General features: G+C 60.6%; 16 protein-coding genes and 1 tRNA gene. 8 read left to right on the top strand and 9 right to left on the bottom strand.

The window, feature by feature from the left end; genetic code table 11:
* The first annotated feature begins 44 nt into the window (after positions 1–44).
* From ACFZPT_RS05640 to ACFZPT_RS05630, 3 genes are all read left to right on the top strand, one after another.
* Entirely contained in the window at positions 45–443 is a 399-nt protein-coding gene (locus tag ACFZPT_RS05640) for a hypothetical protein (protein WP_034113807.1), read from the top strand.
* Positions 416–1,336, top strand: a complete 921-nt coding sequence (locus ACFZPT_RS05635; RefSeq protein WP_034113809.1) for an ABC transporter six-transmembrane domain-containing protein — start codon at positions 416–418, stop codon at positions 1,334–1,336. Before ACFZPT_RS05640 ends, ACFZPT_RS05635 begins: the two co-directional genes overlap by 28 nt.
* 150 nt (positions 1,337–1,486) lie before the next feature.
* Complete coding sequence (locus ACFZPT_RS05630) at positions 1,487–3,106, top strand: methyl-accepting chemotaxis protein (RefSeq protein ID WP_034098056.1); 1,620 nt, start codon at positions 1,487–1,489, stop codon at positions 3,104–3,106.
* A 250-nt stretch (positions 3,107–3,356) separates the two neighbouring features.
* On the opposite strand, the gene treS is transcribed toward ACFZPT_RS05630, so the two are convergent.
* Both treS and ACFZPT_RS05620 read right to left on the bottom strand, forming a co-directional pair.
* Positions 3,357–5,420, bottom strand: coding sequence for a maltose alpha-D-glucosyltransferase (gene treS, locus ACFZPT_RS05625; RefSeq protein WP_034113811.1), 2,064 nt, complete (start codon positions 5,418–5,420; stop codon positions 3,357–3,359).
* 75 nt (positions 5,421–5,495) lie between these two features.
* Positions 5,496–6,284: an AraC family transcriptional regulator gene (locus tag ACFZPT_RS05620; protein WP_034113813.1), complete on the bottom strand. Its 789-nt coding sequence runs from the start codon at positions 6,282–6,284 to the stop codon at positions 5,496–5,498.
* Positions 6,285–6,564: 280 nt separating this feature from the next.
* On the opposite strand from ACFZPT_RS05620, the gene ACFZPT_RS05615 reads away from it, so the two are divergent.
* The 3 genes from ACFZPT_RS05615 to ACFZPT_RS05605 all read left to right on the top strand — a co-directional run bounded on the left by ACFZPT_RS05615 (position 6,565) and on the right by ACFZPT_RS05605 (position 9,808).
* Complete coding sequence (locus tag ACFZPT_RS05615; protein WP_379555075.1) at positions 6,565–7,491, top strand: 4-hydroxyproline epimerase; 927 nt, start codon at positions 6,565–6,567, stop codon at positions 7,489–7,491.
* Between the two features lie 33 nt (positions 7,492–7,524).
* On the top strand, positions 7,525–8,472 hold the full coding sequence (locus ACFZPT_RS05610) for a dihydrodipicolinate synthase family protein (protein ID WP_034113817.1): 948 nt from the start codon (positions 7,525–7,527) through the stop codon (positions 8,470–8,472).
* A gap of 85 nt (positions 8,473–8,557) precedes the next feature.
* A complete protein-coding gene (locus ACFZPT_RS05605; protein WP_034113818.1) occupies positions 8,558–9,808 on the top strand; it encodes an FAD-binding oxidoreductase in 1,251 nt (416 codons plus the stop codon).
* A gap of 9 nt (positions 9,809–9,817) precedes the next feature.
* On the opposite strand, the gene ACFZPT_RS05600 is transcribed toward ACFZPT_RS05605, so the two are convergent.
* The 3 genes from ACFZPT_RS05600 to ACFZPT_RS05590 all read right to left on the bottom strand — a co-directional run bounded on the left by ACFZPT_RS05600 (position 9,818) and on the right by ACFZPT_RS05590 (position 12,707).
* Positions 9,818–10,732, bottom strand: a complete 915-nt coding sequence (locus ACFZPT_RS05600) for an ADP-ribosylglycohydrolase family protein (RefSeq protein ID WP_034113819.1) — start codon at positions 10,730–10,732, stop codon at positions 9,818–9,820.
* Positions 10,733–10,768: 36 nt separating this feature from the next.
* Complete coding sequence (locus tag ACFZPT_RS05595; protein WP_047882161.1) at positions 10,769–11,752, bottom strand: GlxA family transcriptional regulator; 984 nt, start codon at positions 11,750–11,752, stop codon at positions 10,769–10,771.
* 346 nt (positions 11,753–12,098) lie between these two features.
* Positions 12,099–12,707 (bottom strand): LysE family translocator, encoded by a 609-nt coding sequence (locus ACFZPT_RS05590; protein ID WP_034098069.1) that lies wholly within the window; start codon positions 12,705–12,707, stop codon positions 12,099–12,101.
* A 261-nt stretch (positions 12,708–12,968) separates the two neighbouring features.
* On the opposite strand from ACFZPT_RS05590, the gene ACFZPT_RS05585 reads away from it, so the two are divergent.
* Positions 12,969–13,214: a hypothetical protein gene (locus ACFZPT_RS05585; protein ID WP_034113820.1), complete on the top strand. Its 246-nt coding sequence runs from the start codon at positions 12,969–12,971 to the stop codon at positions 13,212–13,214.
* Positions 13,215–13,288: 74 nt separating this feature from the next.
* Here the strand turns inward: ACFZPT_RS05585 and ACFZPT_RS05580 are convergent, their stop codons facing one another.
* The 3 genes from ACFZPT_RS05580 to ACFZPT_RS05570 form a co-directional block, all read right to left on the bottom strand.
* Positions 13,289–13,987: a hypothetical protein gene (locus ACFZPT_RS05580; RefSeq protein ID WP_143506399.1), complete on the bottom strand. Its 699-nt coding sequence runs from the start codon at positions 13,985–13,987 to the stop codon at positions 13,289–13,291.
* Between the two features lie 347 nt (positions 13,988–14,334).
* Positions 14,335–14,408 (bottom strand) — tRNA-Cys (locus ACFZPT_RS05575).
* 213 nt (positions 14,409–14,621) lie between these two features.
* Positions 14,622–16,910 carry an acylase gene (locus ACFZPT_RS05570; RefSeq protein ID WP_034113822.1) on the bottom strand — a complete coding sequence of 763 codons (2,289 nt, stop codon included), beginning with the start codon at positions 16,908–16,910 and terminating at the stop codon, positions 14,622–14,624.
* Between the two features lie 215 nt (positions 16,911–17,125).
* Between ACFZPT_RS05570 and ACFZPT_RS05565 the strand changes: the two genes are divergently transcribed.
* Complete coding sequence (locus ACFZPT_RS05565; RefSeq protein ID WP_034098075.1) at positions 17,126–17,503, top strand: hypothetical protein; 378 nt, start codon at positions 17,126–17,128, stop codon at positions 17,501–17,503.
* Position 17,504: 1 nt separating this feature from the next.
* Here ACFZPT_RS05565 and ACFZPT_RS05560 read toward each other — a convergent pair whose 3' ends face one another.
* Positions 17,505–17,693 (bottom strand): hypothetical protein, encoded by a 189-nt coding sequence (locus tag ACFZPT_RS05560; protein ID WP_034098077.1) that lies wholly within the window; start codon positions 17,691–17,693, stop codon positions 17,505–17,507.
* Positions 17,694–17,891: the final 198 nt, after the last annotated feature.

Genomic DNA, 17,891 nt, shown 5'->3' with positions numbered 1-17,891 from the left:
GGGCCAACTACACCACCGTTGTAATTCACCCACGGATTGCATCCATGTCTAACTCTATTCGCGACCGGACCATGCTTGACCTGACGCAACTGGAAGACTCCATAAAGCGCTGCAGCGCTAAGCTCAGGAAACTACAGCGCTTCTGGATTCCCCTGCAAAAACACGCGCCGCGTCTGGTGCTGTCGCTGTGGATCATCGGGGTTGTGGCCTCGTTGTTTACCCAGTGCTACTACCACTGGCTGCTGCTGGCGCCGGCCATTTGCATCTTGATCATCCTGGAGATGGTGATCGAAGAAGTGCAAACCGACCTGTTATTGATGACCGCAGAGACGCGCTACCTGCTCGACATCACGCGCGGCCTGTATGCCGGTACATCCATGCCTCAACACCGTACGTTACGCACACCAGGTGCCCCATGCCGTCCGTCACACCGCCATTACTGAACGAACCCAGCCGCCAGATCGGCCAACAATCGGCCAGCCAGACGCTCAAAGCCATCGCCAAAGCCTACCCCGGCAAGTTGTTCTGCACCCTGTCCCTGGTGGCGCTGGAAAATGCCTTACTGCTGGCTTACCCCTTGTTCGCGGGGTTTGCCGTGGACGCCATTATTCGTGGCGATGGCAATAGCGCACTGCTTTATGCCGCCGTGGTCCTGGGTTTCTGGGTAGTCGGCGCGGCGAGACGCGCATTGGATACGCGAACATTTACCCGCATCTATGCTGACCTTGCGGTGCCGGTGATCCTCAATCAGCGCCTGCAACGCCACAGCACCTCCAAGTCAGCCGCGAGAGTGGTACTGGCACGGGAATTTGTGGACTTCTTTGAGAAGCACGTGCCCACGATTGCCACCGCATTGGTCTCCATCGTTGGCGCCGCCGCCATGCTGCTGGCGATCGAACCCTGGGTTGGGCTGGCATGCCTTGGGGCACTGGGGCTGTGTCTGATGGTGGTGCCAGGCTTTGCGCGGCGCAATCAACGACTGCATGAGCGCCTGAACAACCGCCTGGAAAAGGAAATCAGCCTAGTGGAGCAAGTCGGCGCTCATACGCTACGCCGTCATTACCGGGTGCTGTCGCGATTGCGCATTCGCTTGTCGGACCGTGAGGCCATCGCCTTTCTCACCATCGGGCTGTTGGCGGCCTTGCTGTTCGTGGTCGCGATTACCCAGCTGGCGCTCTCGCCTGCGGTGAAGGCCGGGCATGTGTATGCGGTGATGACTTATCTGTGGACCTTCGTGAGTTGTCTGGACGAAGCGCCCAGCGTAGTAGACCAACTGGCGCGCCTCAAGGATATCGGCGAGCGCGTGGACCCCGGTTTGGGTGAAACGGCGCCTTGACTGCTCTCACGTCGACGCCATGGCGATTGGGTTTTTCAGACTACCCTCTTCCCTACCAGTCGTCCGCTGCTGCCCGTGGGTATTCAATTTTGCGGCGTCTGGCCGATAGCTTGTAAGAACTGCTCGCTTTCCTCCTTATGAGTACGCCCCATGCGCCTGAGAAACCTGAACCTTGCCCCCCGTGCCGCGTTGTTTTTTTCCGCGATCATCGCCTTAGTGCTGGTGCTCGGCGTAATTGCCATTTTGCAAATGGGCAAGTTGCGTGACTCGGAAAAGGATGTGGAACTCAATTGGATGGCGAGCATCCGCCAAACCGCTCTGATGAACGCCACGGTATTGCGCCTGCGCCTGGAAACCCAGCGGGCCGTCGCCGACCCTGAAACGATTCAGAAGACGCTGGCGGATTTTCCGGGCTATCGCAAAGCATTCAGCGATGCGGTATCCAACTATGAACCACTTATTGCAAGCGATCAGGAACGAGCCCTGTTCACCGCCGTGAAAACCTCGGCTGACGGTTATTCCAAGCAGCTGGACGCGCTGGAGCCGCTGCTCAAGCAGGGCGACACCGCTGGCGTCGTCAAATTGGTCGCCAGCGGCATCCGCCCGCTGACCAATGCCATGGAAGGCCAGATCAAGGCCCTGACCGACTTCAACAACGAAGGTGCAGCGAAAGCCGGCCAAACCGCCACGGACACCTTCAACGCCGGCACCTGGCTGGTAATTGGCTTGATCGTACTGGTGATCGCGATGACCGCCGGCCTGGCGTTCCTGTTGACCCGCAGCATCACCTCGCCCATTGGCGATGCCCTGTCGGTGGCCGAACGTATTGCTAACAGCGACCTGTCCAAAGAAGTCAGTGTGCATGGCACGGATGAAGCCGGTCGACTGTTGAAAGCGCTGGCGCAGATGCAGACCAACCTGCGCAACACCATCCTGCAGATTTCCGACTCGTCCGCACAGCTGGCCGCGGCCTCCGAAGAAATGACCGCCGTCACCGAACAGTCCAGCCGTGGCCTGGTATCGCAAAACGATGAAGTGAATCAGGCGGCCACCGCCGTTACCGAAATGAGCGCGGCCGTGGATGAAGTGGCGCGCAATGCCGAGTCCGCCGCCCAGGAATCCAAACGCAGCCAGGGCTTCACCGAAGTGGGCCTGGAGCGCGTCACGCAGACGCTGCGCTCCATCGAAAAACTGTCGGGTAATGTGGAAAACACCAGCGAGCAGATCCAGGGCCTGTCCAACCGCGCCCAGGGCATCAGTAAAGTGGTGGAAGTAATCCGCGCCATTGCCGAACAGACCAACCTGCTGGCCCTCAACGCCGCCATCGAAGCCGCGCGTGCCGGTGAGCAGGGCCGTGGCTTCGCGGTGGTTGCCGATGAAGTCCGCGCGCTGGCGCACCGCACCCAGGTGTCGACCCAGGAGATCGAGCAGATGATCGCCGCGATCCAGAACGAATCCGACGACGCGGTCAAGGCCATGGGCACCAGCAAGGAGCTGGCCACCGAATCCCTCGGCGTGGCCCAGGAAGCCAGCAGTTCGCTGGATCAGATTGCAGCGGCGATTATCCAGATCAACGAACGCAATATGCTGATCGCCACCGCTTCGGAAGAACAATCCCACGTCGCGCGCGAAGTGGACCGCAACTTGGTGAGCATCCGCGAACTGGCCACCCAAAGCGCCGCCGGTGCCAGCCAGACGGCCAGCGCCTGTGGCGAGATGTCGAAGCTGGCGGCGAACCTGAACCAGTTGGTCAATCGCTTCGTGGTCTGATGCCCTCCGGAAGACCCCATCGCCCCGGTGCCTGCGGGCCCATTGGGCGTATTTTGTGGTGAGCGGGAATGTGGGAGGGGGCTTGCCCCCGATAGCGCTGGGTCAATCAGCCCCTCTGCCACTGACACACCGCCATCGGGCGTAAGCCCCCTCCAACTTTTGATAGCCATTGCCTGGGCTGGATCAACTGAGCCTTAGCTGACTGGCATTAGGGCTTGCCCCGCGCTGAGACGCGAAGCGGCCCTCTCCCCTACATCGGCGTGCTGCTGACCACCCGCAGCGCCAGGCCCTCGTAAGCATCCAGGGTGATGGTAAAGGCGCCGTCTTCGGTCAGGTCACCCTCGACCCGCTCATTGATAATGTCCACCACCGGGCCCGGCGCAATGTTGGGCAAGTGCAAGGTTTCAGTGATGGGCGTGGCGCCGAAGTTCAGCGCGGTGATTTGCGTGCCCTTACCGGCCGGCAGTTCGTGGACCATGATCAGCAACCCTGGATGCTCCACATCCGGGACCAGAGTCTGGCGGCTGGCGGCAATGTCATAAGCGCGGCGCACGGCGAGAATCTTCTGCAGTTGCGAGGCGAACGACTGCGGGTCTTGCAATTGCTGGTTCAGGCTGCCGTATAGACTCTTTGAGCGCGGCATCAGACCGGCGGACAGTTCCGCTTCCGGGTTCAAGTCCACCAGGTCGTAAGCGCCGCGATGAATCCAGCGCGTGTCGCCGTCCTGCATCAGGTGCGCAACCTCATCCGCCGCCAGCGGCAGCGCCCCCACCAAATCCCAACCGGACAATGCAAACACCCCAGGCTGCATGGCGTTGTACATGACCAGCAACAGGTGGATCTGCTGGATCTGCTGAATATCGGCCGCCGTGATGGCGTCCAGGTCACGAATACCCAGCGCCGCCGTGATGATACTGACGGTGGTGCAGGACACGCCGTTGGTCACGAACTTGAGGTTGTACGGCGCATGTTCGCCGGTCAGGCGCTCGTACATCTGCTCGCGGATGTGCTCGCGCAGGATGTTGCCGGGGAAGGTCTGGCCCTGATAGAGGAAGCTGTCATGGGCATGCAGGGTCCAGAAGTGCACCAGCTCCAGGGTCAGTTCATCGTGGTTTTGCAGGGCGTGGATCAGCGAGCCGGGGTCGATGCCCTGGCGGTGCATCTCGCGCAGCATCAAGCGCAGGAATTCGGCATCCCCCATCAACAGGGCGTGCTGGTACGCCGGCCGGGTGATGAAGTCATAGGACAGGTCGGCGCCGCCGTGGGACATGGAGGCGATGTCATCCACGGTGAGGTTCAATTCCTGGAAGCTGAAACCGCCGGCCTTGCGAATCGCGCCACCGATCAGTTGGTTACCGGTGATCGACAGCGGGTGGCTTTCGGACCATGCGCCGCCCTCAAGCTTGCGCTCCACACCGAGAAAACCGTTGGCGTCCAGGCGCAGAATCTTCGCGCCCATCACGTCGATGGCATGCAGCGCATCACCGATGATCATTTGCTGCGCGGCAAACGAAGGGTCGAGCCAGTTGAGCGATGGCTGGCCTTCCTTGAAGTAATGCAGGTACACCCAGCGGCGCGGCTTGCCGTCGACGCCGACCACCACCGGGGTGGCGCTCCAATCGGTTTCCTTGACGCCAGGCTCGAAGAAGATCACTCGCTGTAACTGGCCGACGATGTAGTGCTTGTCGCGCAGCGCGTCCACCTGCAATGGGCTGAGGTTCTGCGCGTCGCGCCCCTCGGCCACGTCGGGCAGCAATGGCCAGTCGTCCTCGCGGATTTCCACCATGTGGTAGAGGCCGGGGTAATCCTCATAAGCCATCTCGGCCAGGCGGAAGTCCGCGCCTTTGCCGGTGTGGGACGGGATCACGTCATCGATAATCACCGCGTTGTGGGCAGCGGCCATGCGTGTCAGCGCTTGCAATTGCGCCTCGGTGCCCAGCTGTGGGTCGATCTCGAAACTGATGCGGTCGAAATTGCCGTCGATGGTCGGGGTGTGTCGCGTGCCGTTAAGGCCACCGGACTTTTTCAGCGGGCCGTTATGAATGCCCTGGATGCCGATTTTCGACAAGGCGTGCCACAGGCTTTCATCCCCCAACGCCTCCAGGACCGTGCCGCCGTCGCGGGTCACGATGGACGCCGGGTACGCGGTAAACCACACCGAAGACAGCGCCGACGCATCCCGCGGCCGCGTCTGTGCGTACGGCTGTTGCCACATCCGACCCTGCCCCGAATAGAGCTTGGCGCGCTGACGCGCCGCGTGCAGCATCGATTGTTCCACCAGCCAGTTCACATGGGTGTTGTCCGCCGCCGTCATAAGCTTGATACCTGTCGTCGTAAAAAGTGACTCGTAAGCATATGAGGGGCGCGGGCGCCATTCGTTGCATCGCAATCACGCCAACGCGGGCCCTCCCCCCGTCGCCTGCCGGTACTGGCGCGGCGTAAACCCCGTGGACGCCTTGAACTGCCGGGTAAACGCGCTGTGGTCGGTATAGCCGCACTGCAAGGCGACCTCGGTGATCGGCAGTTCGCTGTGCAGCAAGCGGTGGGCGTGTTCCAGGCGTACTTTCTGGATCATCTGGCGCGGCGTCAGGTTGAAGACGCGCTTGCAGTAACGCTCCAACTGCGCCACGGAAATGCCGGCGATGTGCGTCAGCTCACCGAGGGTGACGCGGCGGTTGAAGTGGCGGCGAATATGCTCATCGACGGCGGCCAGGCGCTGATAGGCCGGGTGGGTTTCGCTGGCCGATTGCAGGTCCACCGAGATGCCGGCCAGGCCGATAATCGCGCCCCCACGGTTGTACAGCGGCCATTTGTGGGTCAAGCACCATCCCGGTTCGCGGCTGCCGTACAGGTGCAGTTCGAGTTGATCTGCCAGCACCAAGCCCTCCTCCAGCACCCGTCGATCCTGCTCGGTATAGCCCGGCCCCAGTTGGGCGGGGAACACCTCGGCGCTGGTCTTGCCCAGCAGCGGTTGCAGCTGTTTGAGGCCACAGCGCTGCACCAACGTGCGGTTGGCCAGGGCGTAGCGAGCTTGCATATCCTTGATGAAAATCGCGGCGTTGGGGATCACATCCAGCATCGGCAGCAACTGCGCGACGGCGCTTACCAGCTGTTCGAGGCTGTCGGGGCGAGCGGCTGCCTCCCCCTGGCAAAGGCCCGCAAATACGCTGTGCAGCATGATCGCCTCCCCGGTTGAGCCTTTTCGCGTAGCAGATTGCATGATGCCCGCCGCACTGTCGAGCCAGGTAAAACTGTGCCGATTTCGTCATCGATGGCCGCGTAAACCATCAATCGCCTGCGCGCCGGTGAGTTCACTGTAGGGCCGTGGATGGCGCTCCAGTAACCCACCGATTGCGCTGATCTTCTCGGCGCTACTGTCCACCGCCCTCTACATGCTGCTGTGAATCGCTTTCTTTCGGCGGCAACCGCCCTCGGCCACTCATTGATTGGAGCGTCTGATGAAACGATTGCATGTGATCGACTCCCACACCGGCGGCGAACCCACGCGCCTGATCCTCAGCGGCTTCCCGGCCCTGAGCGGCGGCAGCATTGCCGCGCAACTGGATAGCTTGCGCAACGAACACGATCAGTGGCGCCGCGCCTGCCTGTTGGAGCCCCGTGGCAACGACGTACTGGTCGGCGCGCTGTACTGCGAACCGGTCACAGCGGGCGCCACCTGCGGGGTGATCTTCTTTAATAACGCCGGCTACCTGGGCATGTGTGGTCACGGCACCATCGGTTTGGTCGCCTCGCTGCATCATTTGGGGCATATCGCACCGGGAGTGCACATGATTGACACGCCGGTGGGCCCGGTGGCCGCGACGCTGCACGAGGACGGCGCGGTCACCCTGCGCAACGTACCGGCCTACCGTTTTCGCCACCAGGTGGCGGTGGACGTGCCCGGCCACGGCGTGGTCAAGGGCGATATCGCTTGGGGCGGTAACTGGTTTTTCCTGGTCTCCGAGCATGGCAAGACGTTGGAGATGAACAACGTCGACGCCCTCACCGAGTACACCTGGGCGATGCTCAAGGCCCTGGAAAACCAGGGTATCCATGGCGCCGATGGCGCGCTGATCGACCATATCGAACTGTTCGCCAGCGACCCCGACGCCGATAGCCGCAACTTCGTGATGTGCCGCGGCAAAGCCTACGACCGCTCGCCCTGCGGCACCGGCACCAGCGCCAAACTCGCGTGCCTGGCCGCCGATGGAACACTCGCGCCCGGCCAGACATGGACCCAGGCCAGCATCACCGGCAGCCAGTTCACGGGCCATTACGAATGGGACGGCGAGCGGGTCATCCCCTTCATTACCGGCCGCGCCTATATGACCGCCGACAGCGTGCTGCTGATCGACGAGCAAGACCCTTTCGCCTGGGGCATTTAAGCCCACCCCCATTTGACTTGAAGGAGTACGACTATGAGCGACAGCGTTTTCGCCGGCTGCATCCCGGCCCTGATGACCCCTTGCACCGCCCAGCGCCAACCGGACTTCGATGCGCTGGTCGCCAAGGGCCGCGAACTGATCGAAGCCGGCATGAGCGCAGTGGTGTACTGCGGTTCCATGGGCGACTGGCCGTTGCTCACCGAAGCCCAGCGCCAGGAAGGCGTGGCGAGGTTGGTAGCGGCTGGGGTGCCGACCATTGTCGGAACGGGAGCGGTCAATAGCCGTGAAGCGGTGTCCCACGCCACCCATGCTGCCAAGGTCGGCGCCCATGGCCTGATGGTGATTCCTCGGGTGCTGTCCCGTGGTGCGTCCGTCACCGCACAAAAGGCGCACTTCGCTGCCATCCTCAATGCCGCGCCGGAGCTGCCGGCGGTGATCTACAACAGCCCCTACTACGGCTTCGCCACCCGCGCCGAGCTGTTCTTCGAACTGCGCCGCGAGCACCCGAATCTCATCGGCTTCAAGGAATTCGGCGGTGGCGCCGACCTGCGCTACGCCGCCGAACACATCACCTCCCAGGACGATAGCGTGACTCTGATGGTGGGTGTGGACACCCAGGTGGTGCACGGTTTCGTCAACTGCAACGCCACCGGCGCCATCACCGGCGTCGGTAATGCTCTGCCGCGGGAAGTGCTGCACTTGGTGACGCTGAGCCAACAGGCAGCCAAGGGCGATGCCAAGGCACGACGCCTGGCCCGCGAACTGGAAAGCGCGCTGGCGGTGTTGTCGTCGTTCGATGAGGGCTGCGACCTGGTGCTGTACTACAAATATTTGATGGTGCTCAACGGCGACACAGGCTACGACCTGCACTTCAATGCGACCGACGTGCTCAGTGACGCCCAGCGGCGTTATGCCGAGCAGCAGTTCGCGTTGTTCCGCCAGTGGTATGCCAACTGGTCGGCGGAACAGCATTGTGCCTGAGTGCGCATGCGCCGCCGTGATCGCCGCGATGGTCAACCGGCGCAACGTGAAAGCCTTGGCCGACGCACAGAGAGAGGCATAGCCGATGAGCCGTAGGGATATCGTGGTGGTCGGCGCCGGCATTATCGGCGTGGCTTGCGCGTTGCAGCTGGCGCGCCAGGGCCGCCAGGTGGTGGTCATCGATTCGCAAGCCCCGGGCATGGGCGCCTCCTATGGCAACGCCGGGCACCTGGCCACCGAGCAGGTATTCCCGATCGCCGACTATTCGATTCTCAAGCGTCTGCCCGCCATGCTGATGGACCCCATGGGCCCGCTACGCCTGGACTGGCGCTACCTGCCCCGCGCCCTGCCCTGGTTTACGCGTCTGCTGCTCAACCTGCGCGCGGCGCCTTACCAGCGCACGGTGGCCGGCCTTCGTGCGCTTAACGAACAAAGCCTGGGCGCCTGGCAACGCTTGCTGGCCAGCCTGAATCGGCCGCAGCTGATGCGCAAGGACGGCTCGCTGCTGGTGTTCGAACGGGCCGAGTCGCGGGCGGATATCCAGGGGGTGCAGCACCGCATGCAGCAGCAAAACGTGCCGGTGGAATACTGGTCTGCCGAGGCGATTCGCGCGGCGGCGCCGCACTTGAGCGAACGCCTACAAGGCGGGCTGTTCTTCCCGGCCACCGGGCACTTTGTCGACCCGTTCCACGTGGTGGGCGAACTGGTCAGCGCCGCTGAAGCTGCGGGCGTGCAGTTTCTTCGGCATCGTGTGGTCAGCGGGCAACCCGATGCGGAGGGCGTCTGCTTGTTCACCGACCACGCGCCGCTACTGGCGCGTCAGGTGCTGATCGCCTGCGGCGCGCATTCGGCGGCGCTGACAGCGACCCTGACCGGTAAAGCCATCCCGCTGGACACCGAACGCGGCTACCACCTGATGCTGCCCCATGAGCACCAGCGCCTGCCGTTCGCCGTGACCTCCCTGGAGCGCAAATTCATCATGACCCCCATGACCGGCGGCCTGCGCCTGGCTGGTACGGTGGAGTTCGCCGGGCTCGGACGCCCCGCCAATATGCGGCGCGCGTGGCAGCTGCAGCGGTTAAGCCATGGGCTGTTCCGCGAAGAACTGGACGCCAGGGACGCCACGCCGTGGATGGGCTTTCGACCGTCGCTACCCGACTCGCTACCGATCATCGATCGGGTGGCTGAAGGCAAGGTACTCCTAGCCTTCGGGCACCAGCACCTGGGCTTGACCCAGGCAGCGATCACGGCAGAGATGGTCGCCGGGTTGGCGGCAGACGGGCCAATGCCAGCAGGGTTGCCGGCACTGGCGCCTTATCGGCTGGAGCGTTTTTAGCGGCGCGTGTCAGGCCGCATGACCTGCGGCATTGCACAATCCGTCGGCCATCCCCTGGATCTCATCCGCCATCCATAACCGTCCCAGCCATTCGGAGGGAATCGCCGCTGGCCCGTAATAGGCACCGGCCAATTGACCAACTATGGCGGCGGTGGTGTCGGCGTCATCGCCCAGGTTGGCCGCCGCCAGTACCGCATCGGCAAAGCTATCGGTGTGATCAAAGCACCACAGCGCTGCTTCCAGAGAGGCCACCGAATAGCCCGAGCCGACAATCTCGGCGCAGGGTTTGTCACGGTACCCGCCTGCCGCAATGGCCTTCACCTTGGGTGCCGTCAACGGTACATCGGCCAACTCCAGCACTTGCGCTTTCGACGCGCCGCCGAGGGCATTACAGATGGCCTGTGCCAACACCAGGCAGCAGTCAATGGCTTCCTGGGCGGCGTGAGTGGTGCGGGAACTGTCGACGCTGAAGGTGCGGACGTTTTGCAGGTCCGGGTAATAAAACAACACCACGGGCGCCAGGCGCATCATCGAGCCGTTGCCGGCCGAATAGGGATCGGTTGAGCCGGCGAACGGGTTGTCGGTGTTCTGGAACAGCGTCAGCGCCTCGCGCACGGTCATGCCGATATCGAAACAGTCGCCGGTTGAACTCAAATAGCCCCACTGCCACCAGTTGAGGTAGCGCCCCATCTGGTCACGGGCATCGAACCCGCCTTTTTGCAGCAGGCTCTCGGCCAGGCACAGAGCCATGGATGTATCGTCCGTCCACTGCCCCGGCTTGAGATTGAACGGCCCGCCGCCGACCATATCGGTGATCGGCGCAAAACTGCCCCGACGTTTGAATTCCAGGGTGGTCCCCACAGCATCGCCGCAGGCCAGGCCCAGCAAGCTGCCACGGTAGCGGTCCTTCAAGGTGATCGACATCGGCACTCCTCGGAAAAATTCCAGACGGTGCCCATGCTACTTGACCAGGCGCTTCTCTTTCGAGGGGCGGTAGCCGAAGTAGGCGCTGTAGCACTTGCTGAAATGGCTCGGCGATACGAACCCGCAGGCCACCAGCACCTCCACTTGGGACAGCTCGGTGTGCTGTAGCAGTCGGCGCGCTTCAGTCACACGCAGCTCCATGTAATAGCGCTGCGGCGTGGTGCCCAGTTGCTCTTTGAACAGGCGCTCCAACTGCCGCCGCGACCGGCCGGCGTAGACCGCCAACTGGTCGAGTTCCAGCGGTTCTTCGAGGTTGGCATCCATCAGCTTGACCACTTCCCGTAGCGGGGCGCTGACGCTGATGTTCTCAGTCGGCTTGATACGCCGGTAGCGTGACTCCTCAAATGCGAGGATGTCTTCGATGCCTTCCACCAACGCCTTGCCATGCAGGCTCTTGATCCAGTCCAACGCCATATGGAACGCGCCCGAGGGGCTCGATGCAGTCAGGCGGTCGCGGTCGATCACAAAGGGTTCGCTGGTGACCTTGGCGGCCTTGGATACCTCGGCCAGGGCCGGGCGATGTTCCGGGTGAATGGCGCACTGATAGCCCTGCAACAGCCCGGCCCGCCCAAGAAACCAAGACCCGTTCCACAACCCGGCCAAGCCCACGCCCATCTCGGCGGCGCTGCGCAACAGGTGGATGAAGTCTTCGCTGGCCTTGAGCTCAGTGCGAAAGCCACCGCAGATCACCAGCAGGTCCAGTTCGTGCAGCACTGACGCGTCCAAGCATGCGTCAGGGCGAATCACCAGGCCCAGGTCACTGATAACCTCGCCATCGTCACAGCCAAAGGTGCGCGTGGCGAACAGCTCGGGGCGCAGCAGGTTGGCGGTGACCAGGGTGTCGAGGGTCTGGGTGAAAGCCGGCAGGGAGAAATGTTCGAGCAACAGAAACCCGACGCGAGTGACCGACGCCAGTTGTTGAGAGGTTTCGTTAAGGTAGCGCAGGTTCTTGCCCTTCATGCCACCGCTGAATTGACGTCTTTCCATCGAGGGTTGGCCCACTCTTATTGTGTTGATGCCGTGGGCGCCATCTTAGGGGCAAAAGCGTCGTCTGTCTCAAGCACTGATCTGGAAAAACCCGACGCCCTCCAAAGCCCGGTGCAGCCGCGCGACTGATGCATCTGATACGGTTTTTTCTTTGTTATCTGCGTCTGTACCGAAAACCTGCCCGGGCGGACAATGGCCAGCGTTCCCACTCCCCTTCCCTTCGGAGGTCCTATGACCAAGATGGCACTCTTCCTGTTCGGTTTTCTGGTATTGACCATCGGCATCGGCCTGTTGGCGACCATCTCGCCGGTCTGAACGCCTACCCTGCCAAGAACATCGGGTACAGCGACAACACCAACAAACTGGCCATCACCCCGTTGAACAGACGCACCCAACGCGGTTCACGCAGCAAGTTGCGCAGCCCCGTGCCGCAGCCCAACCAGACACACACGCTGGGCAGATTGACCACGGCGAACACCAATGCAATCACCAGCACGTTGGTCACATAGCCTTCAGCGGGGGTATAGGTGGTGATCGCGCCCAACGCCATGATCCAGGCCTTGGGGTTCACCCACTGGAACGCGGCGGCAGCGAGGAACGTCATGGGTTTGCCGCGCTCGTCCGTGCTATCGGACATACCGCCTGCCGTGGCGATCTTCCAAGCCAAATACAGCAGGTACGTCGCTCCCACGTAGCGCAGCAGGGTGTAGGCCCAGGGAAGCAGTTTGAACACCTCGCCCAACCCCAAGCCGACTGAAATCACCAGCAGCATAAAGCCGATGCTGATGCCCAGCGCATGGGGTATGGAGCGGCGAAAACCAAAATTCACCCCCGAAGCCAGCAACATCGTGTTATTCGGGCCGGGGGTTATCGAAGAGACAAAGGCAAACAGCACAAAGGCTGACAACAAACTGGTAGACATGACCATCGCGAGGTATCCGAACAAAGATGGGGCAAGCCTGGAACACTAGTGATTTATCCCGGCGAATGCCCCGTACAGCCAGGCGCGGATCGAGGCATACACTTTTGGCGCACATTGCCATGCAGTTTCACAAACCTTTCACAGATGATCGCCTAAGGTGAATTCAGCAGCTCCTAATGAACATCCCTTTTAGCCCGCACTCCCCATCGCGGGCTTTTCTTTGCCTGAGTTTTACCGACGGTTTATTGCGCAATTACGGAGAAGCAGATGGCGGAATTAATAAATGATCTGGATGGCCCTCGAACCGCCCAGCAGGAACTGTTCTATGACCTGGAAGATGCAGCGGCGGTGATCGGCTGGTCGGTGGTGGAGCTAGCGACCCTGGCGGCAGATGGCGCGTTGCCCAAACAGGCAGCGGTGCTGAAGAAGGTTTGTGAGTTGCTCGCGGCCCAGCAGGGCAAGCTCAAGGGGTATGCGCAGGAGGTGAAACAGCAGCGTATCAGTCGGTCTTGACTCGAACGGGCGGCACAACTGGGAACTGGGCGGTTGAGGAAATAAAATACTCTCAGACGGGTCTCCCCAGAGTGCTATTTACGAAGCATATGCCGCTCTAACTCAGCGTCTGCATCTTCTGTCATCTTTTTAATAATTTTTCCAATTTCGCCCCCAGCATCAAGACAATTACTATCACGCAAATAGTCCTCAGCCTGTTGCATGTTCATTTGGTGTTTCAAGTACACATTGGGCCCCACGTTTGGATCAGCCCAACTTATAAAATCTTGAGCACATCTATCACATATCACACACAACTCAATCAATTGATTATATTTATCTGTAAAAGCACTTCCCCAGATAGCTTTTGCTTCTTGCAATAACGCCCCAAACTCAAGCCTAGACTGCTCTCTGCTTTTTATTCTTGCGCCCATTGAAACACGAATACTCTCCATCAACGGAGGATTTAGACTTTGCGCGCCAAAAGGAAATTGATTTATAGAAAATTTCGCATCTACCCAAGCTGGAACTGCAGATTCTTTTACTGCAAGTGCACCCACAGCCAATCTTCTAGCCAGCTCCAAGTCAGCTTGGCCGCTAGCCTGTCGCCTCCATGCGTTGATTCCCCGCCAAGCTATAAAAACTGCAAACACCGTTGCCGCAGAAGAGAAAATCTCAAACAGATCGTGAATGCTTTGCACTTCAAAAAATTTATGTCCGAAGTCAATATTGCCCACAGCAAATCCACCGATTAAAACCACTAAACAAATAGCCCACAAATGTTTTTCTTTCATTGGAAAGTTTTGCCAGAGCTCAGTTACTGAAACGGTAACGATACCTCGTTCCTCTACCAATTTGATAGCCGTTATCAGCAACGACGAAGTCATAATTGAAGAATAAGGGGGAATTCGGTCTGTTGCGTTCGTGCGAGACGCGAAGGATATGTACTGACCCCTAGACCTCCTATCGTTCGCCGAAAGTGATGGAGAAAGGTGGCTTACTTGACTGCCCAGCGCCCCGGCGACGTGCTGATTGAGCTGGCCATAGCGGTTGCGGAACGCATGTCAAATCTTGCGGAACGGTTCTTAAATCGCAGGCAATAAAAAACCCCGTAGACGTTAATCTACGGGGTTTTCAAGAGTGGAGGCCGAGGTCGGAATCGAACCGGCGTAGGCGGATTTGCAATCCGCTGCATAACCATTTTGCTACTCGGCCTAAGACGATCAATGCCCTGATTGCTGGCACTCACCGTATGCAAACTTGAGTGGCCTGTGTAAAGCCTGCCTCTACTCTAACTCATTGAATACATTGAAGTTTTTAAAGCTTCGATGCGTTCGATGGGCGCCATTATGTACTCATTTGCCGGGGCCTGCAACCCCTTGATTTCAAAAATATTTCGCATTGGCATCAAGGGCTTGCAGGTTGGGTTCACTCCTTGATGACTTGCTGGCGGTACTGTGGGTCGGCCTGGATTTGGGCGTCGGTGAACGGGAGCGAGCTGAGTGTTTTCTTGGAAAACGCTTGGGTTTGGTCCTTGGAATATGGGGAGGCAGGGTTGCTGGATTGGGAGAATGCCAACACACCTTCAGCATGGGGGCCTTGGTTGTCGAAGGTGACGATCTGCAGGTAACTGCTGCCGCTGATCACTTCACGTTTAGCGTCGCTGCGGGGCACGCTTTGCATGGCGTTGTAGATGCCCAGTTCTTGAGGGCCGCCGTGGATCGGGATTTGGCCGGAGACTTGAACATCCCCCCAAGTACTTGTGGACGTCAGCCCGCGCTTGGCGACGTCGGCGGCGGAAGCCAGCATCGCTTCGCGCACAGCCTTAGCAACCGCTGGACGCTCGATAGCTACGCCCCGTGGGGTGGTCAGGGGTTGGCTAGGGTCGAAGGCGACGCGCCAGGCATCGGGTATTTGTTGCAGGTGCTCCATCAGATTGATGAAGTGCACCAGGCCCACGCCGCTGTCGAGGTTGGCGTGGCGGTCCCAGGTTTTAAGGCTGTCGCACAGCGGTTGCAGGGTCTGCGCGTCAGTCGCGAGGTGGTTGGCGCAGAATTCCAGCAAGTCCGGCATGACCTGCCCGGCCAGGTACACCTCGTTGTCCATCACCATATTGCGTAAGTCAGCGGCGTTGATCGGCCGGTTGCTGAGGCTGTGCAAGCGCTGCAAGGCGAAGCGTGCGCGCGGGCCAAGGCCGATGCGGTCCTGGCTGATCACCGGCGAGAAGCCGCTTAACGGCGCTTGCGGATTGGCCAGCCAGGCCGAGTCGTTGGAGTGCTGCACGTAGTCACTGCGTAGCAACTGCGGCAGTTGATCGGCCGCAAATATACCCGGCTGAGCGGCCTTCGGATCGATATCCCAGGCGCAGGCGCTACGGGCGCCGTCCAGCACAATCATCTGCAAACCGGCGCGCGGGTCGCTGCACTGGGCCAATTTGGCCGCGCTGACGTTGGGCACCACCGACAGGTTCATGTATAGGCTATGGCCCTGGTCATCGGCGGCCAGGGTGTTGACCCATGGGATGCCTTGCAAGCTCTGCACCGAGGTTTGCAGCGCCTTGACGCTACTGGCCTGGTTCATGGCGTACCACTGTTGCAGCACGCGGTCGTTGCCCAAGTTGGCGTCGCGCAGGCTGAACGCATAGCGCCGGTCCCAATCGAGTTTGCCGGGCCATTGCACCACAGGGCCGAACTGGGAGCTGTACAGCGTGTGGTTCACTTCTTTGACACTGCCATCGGCTTGCTTGACCTGGACCGCCACCGAGGTTTTATCCAGCGCGATGGATTTACCGTCGAGCAGATAGCGCGTGGCATCGTTCGGGTCCAGGGTCAGGCGGTACAAGGTGAAATGCTTGGACGTATCGACCGTGTGGGTCCACGCCACACGTTGGTTAAAACCGATATTGATCACCGGTAACCCCGGCAACGCAGCGCCCATGACATCCAACTGGCCGGGGATGGTCAGGTGCATCTCGTAAAAACGCATACCGCCCACCCACGGAAAATGCGGGTTGGCCAACAACATGCCGCGCCCGTTGAACGAACGCTCCTGCCCCACCGCCACGGCGTTGCTGCCGCGATCCAGGCTGAAGCGTTGCTGCTGCGCGGCGGCCAGTGCGAAAGCCTTGACGTCGGGCTGCACACTGGCGCTAGCCTGGGGCGGTGTTGCGCCCACCAAGGCTTCGGCGAATTGGCCGACACCGCCCTCCACCAGCAGCCTGCGGGTCAGTTTAACCAAGTCCTCGGCCACCAGCGGTCGGACCCACGCCCCTTGGCACTGGGCGGGCGCGCCCCGCTCTTGCAGATAACGGTTATAGCCGGCCACGTAGCCTTCGACGCGTTGCTGGATCTGCGGGCTCTGCGCCTTCCAGAACGCGGCAACCGCCTGAGGCGTGTTCAGCCAATGAAAGAACACATCGCTGGCCAGGTTATTGCGCTCCTCCAGCGTGGCCTGCTCGGGCCCGAAGTAACGAGCGCGCTCGCCGTTGACGGTCACCACTTCGTTAGCCAGCAGGCACATATTGTCCTGGGCATAGGCGTATCCGATGCCATAGCCCAGACCGCGCTCGTCACTGGCCCGGATATGCGGCACGCCGAAACCGGTGCGCCGGATCTCGGCAGAGGCTTGCGTGGCCTGCTCGCGCGCCGATGCGGCCAGGCTGACGCCCAGCAATACTCCGAGCGCACATACCCTGGACAACCTGTTGTTAATAATCACACCGACTCCGCCGTCAAATGGAACGTCTTTACGCGGGGCGACCACCCCACCGTAAGAACGCACATCGGCCCGCGGAATTTAGCGCGCAGCTTGTGACAAAACCGATACCGACGAAATTTCTACATTCGGCGCTTCATGATTTCGCTCGCTCGTTCGTCTTATTGAATAAGAGCGCCATCATTTTCCTGATCAGGCTCTGATAAGGAGTTTTCTGCATGTACAACCCGCAAGTGCCCACGGAAGGACATCTCTCGGCCGCCGATGCCAACTTCGGCAGCGGCACGACCGCCTTCGGCAAGACGCCGGAGCAAGGCAACCAGCGTATTCGTCATTTGCTCAAATGTTTCGGTCTGCGCACCAGCCTGATCAGGCTGAAGGTCATCGACGCCCTGCTCACCGCCGCCGACAACCAGCGCACCCTCGGGGTACGCGGCGTGCACAGCCACTTGCTGGCGCTGGGCATTCCATTGTCGTTTCTCAGCGTGCGCGAAGTACTCAAACGGCTATGCAGCGAGGGCGTGATCACCCTCAATGCGGACAAAAGCTACAGCCTCCACGAAGAGGCTGCCAAGGTGCTCGACAACAACGCCTGACTTACGGCTTGACCTTGCGCCGCATGATGCCGTTGAGCACCACCACGACCACTGCGACGGCAATGGCGATGGTCTGGAACGTTTTTTCACTGATAGACCCGATGCTCTGCAAGTAAGACAGGCCAAACATCGTCGCCAGCACCACCAAGACAATCAGTATCGAATATTTCAAACGTTGCTTTTGCGTCATCACGACTTCCTGAATCTGAAGATTGTATTTACGGCCTTGCGCCGGACAGGGCGCGGTGGGCGTCTATGTTACAGACGATGAGAGGCTTTGGCTTGTTCGAGGCGGTGACCTCTGGCATTACGTGGGGCCGGGTAACTTTTCCATGTGCTACGGACACGAAGGCATACACAGTGCAAGCAGCACAGGCGGAACTTGCGC

The organism is Pseudomonas sp. MD330_10 (genome assembly GCF_042610415.1).
Lineage (GTDB): Bacteria > Pseudomonadota > Gammaproteobacteria > Pseudomonadales > Pseudomonadaceae > Aquipseudomonas > Aquipseudomonas rhodesiae.
This window is presented reverse-complemented; position numbering and strand designations above follow the sequence as displayed.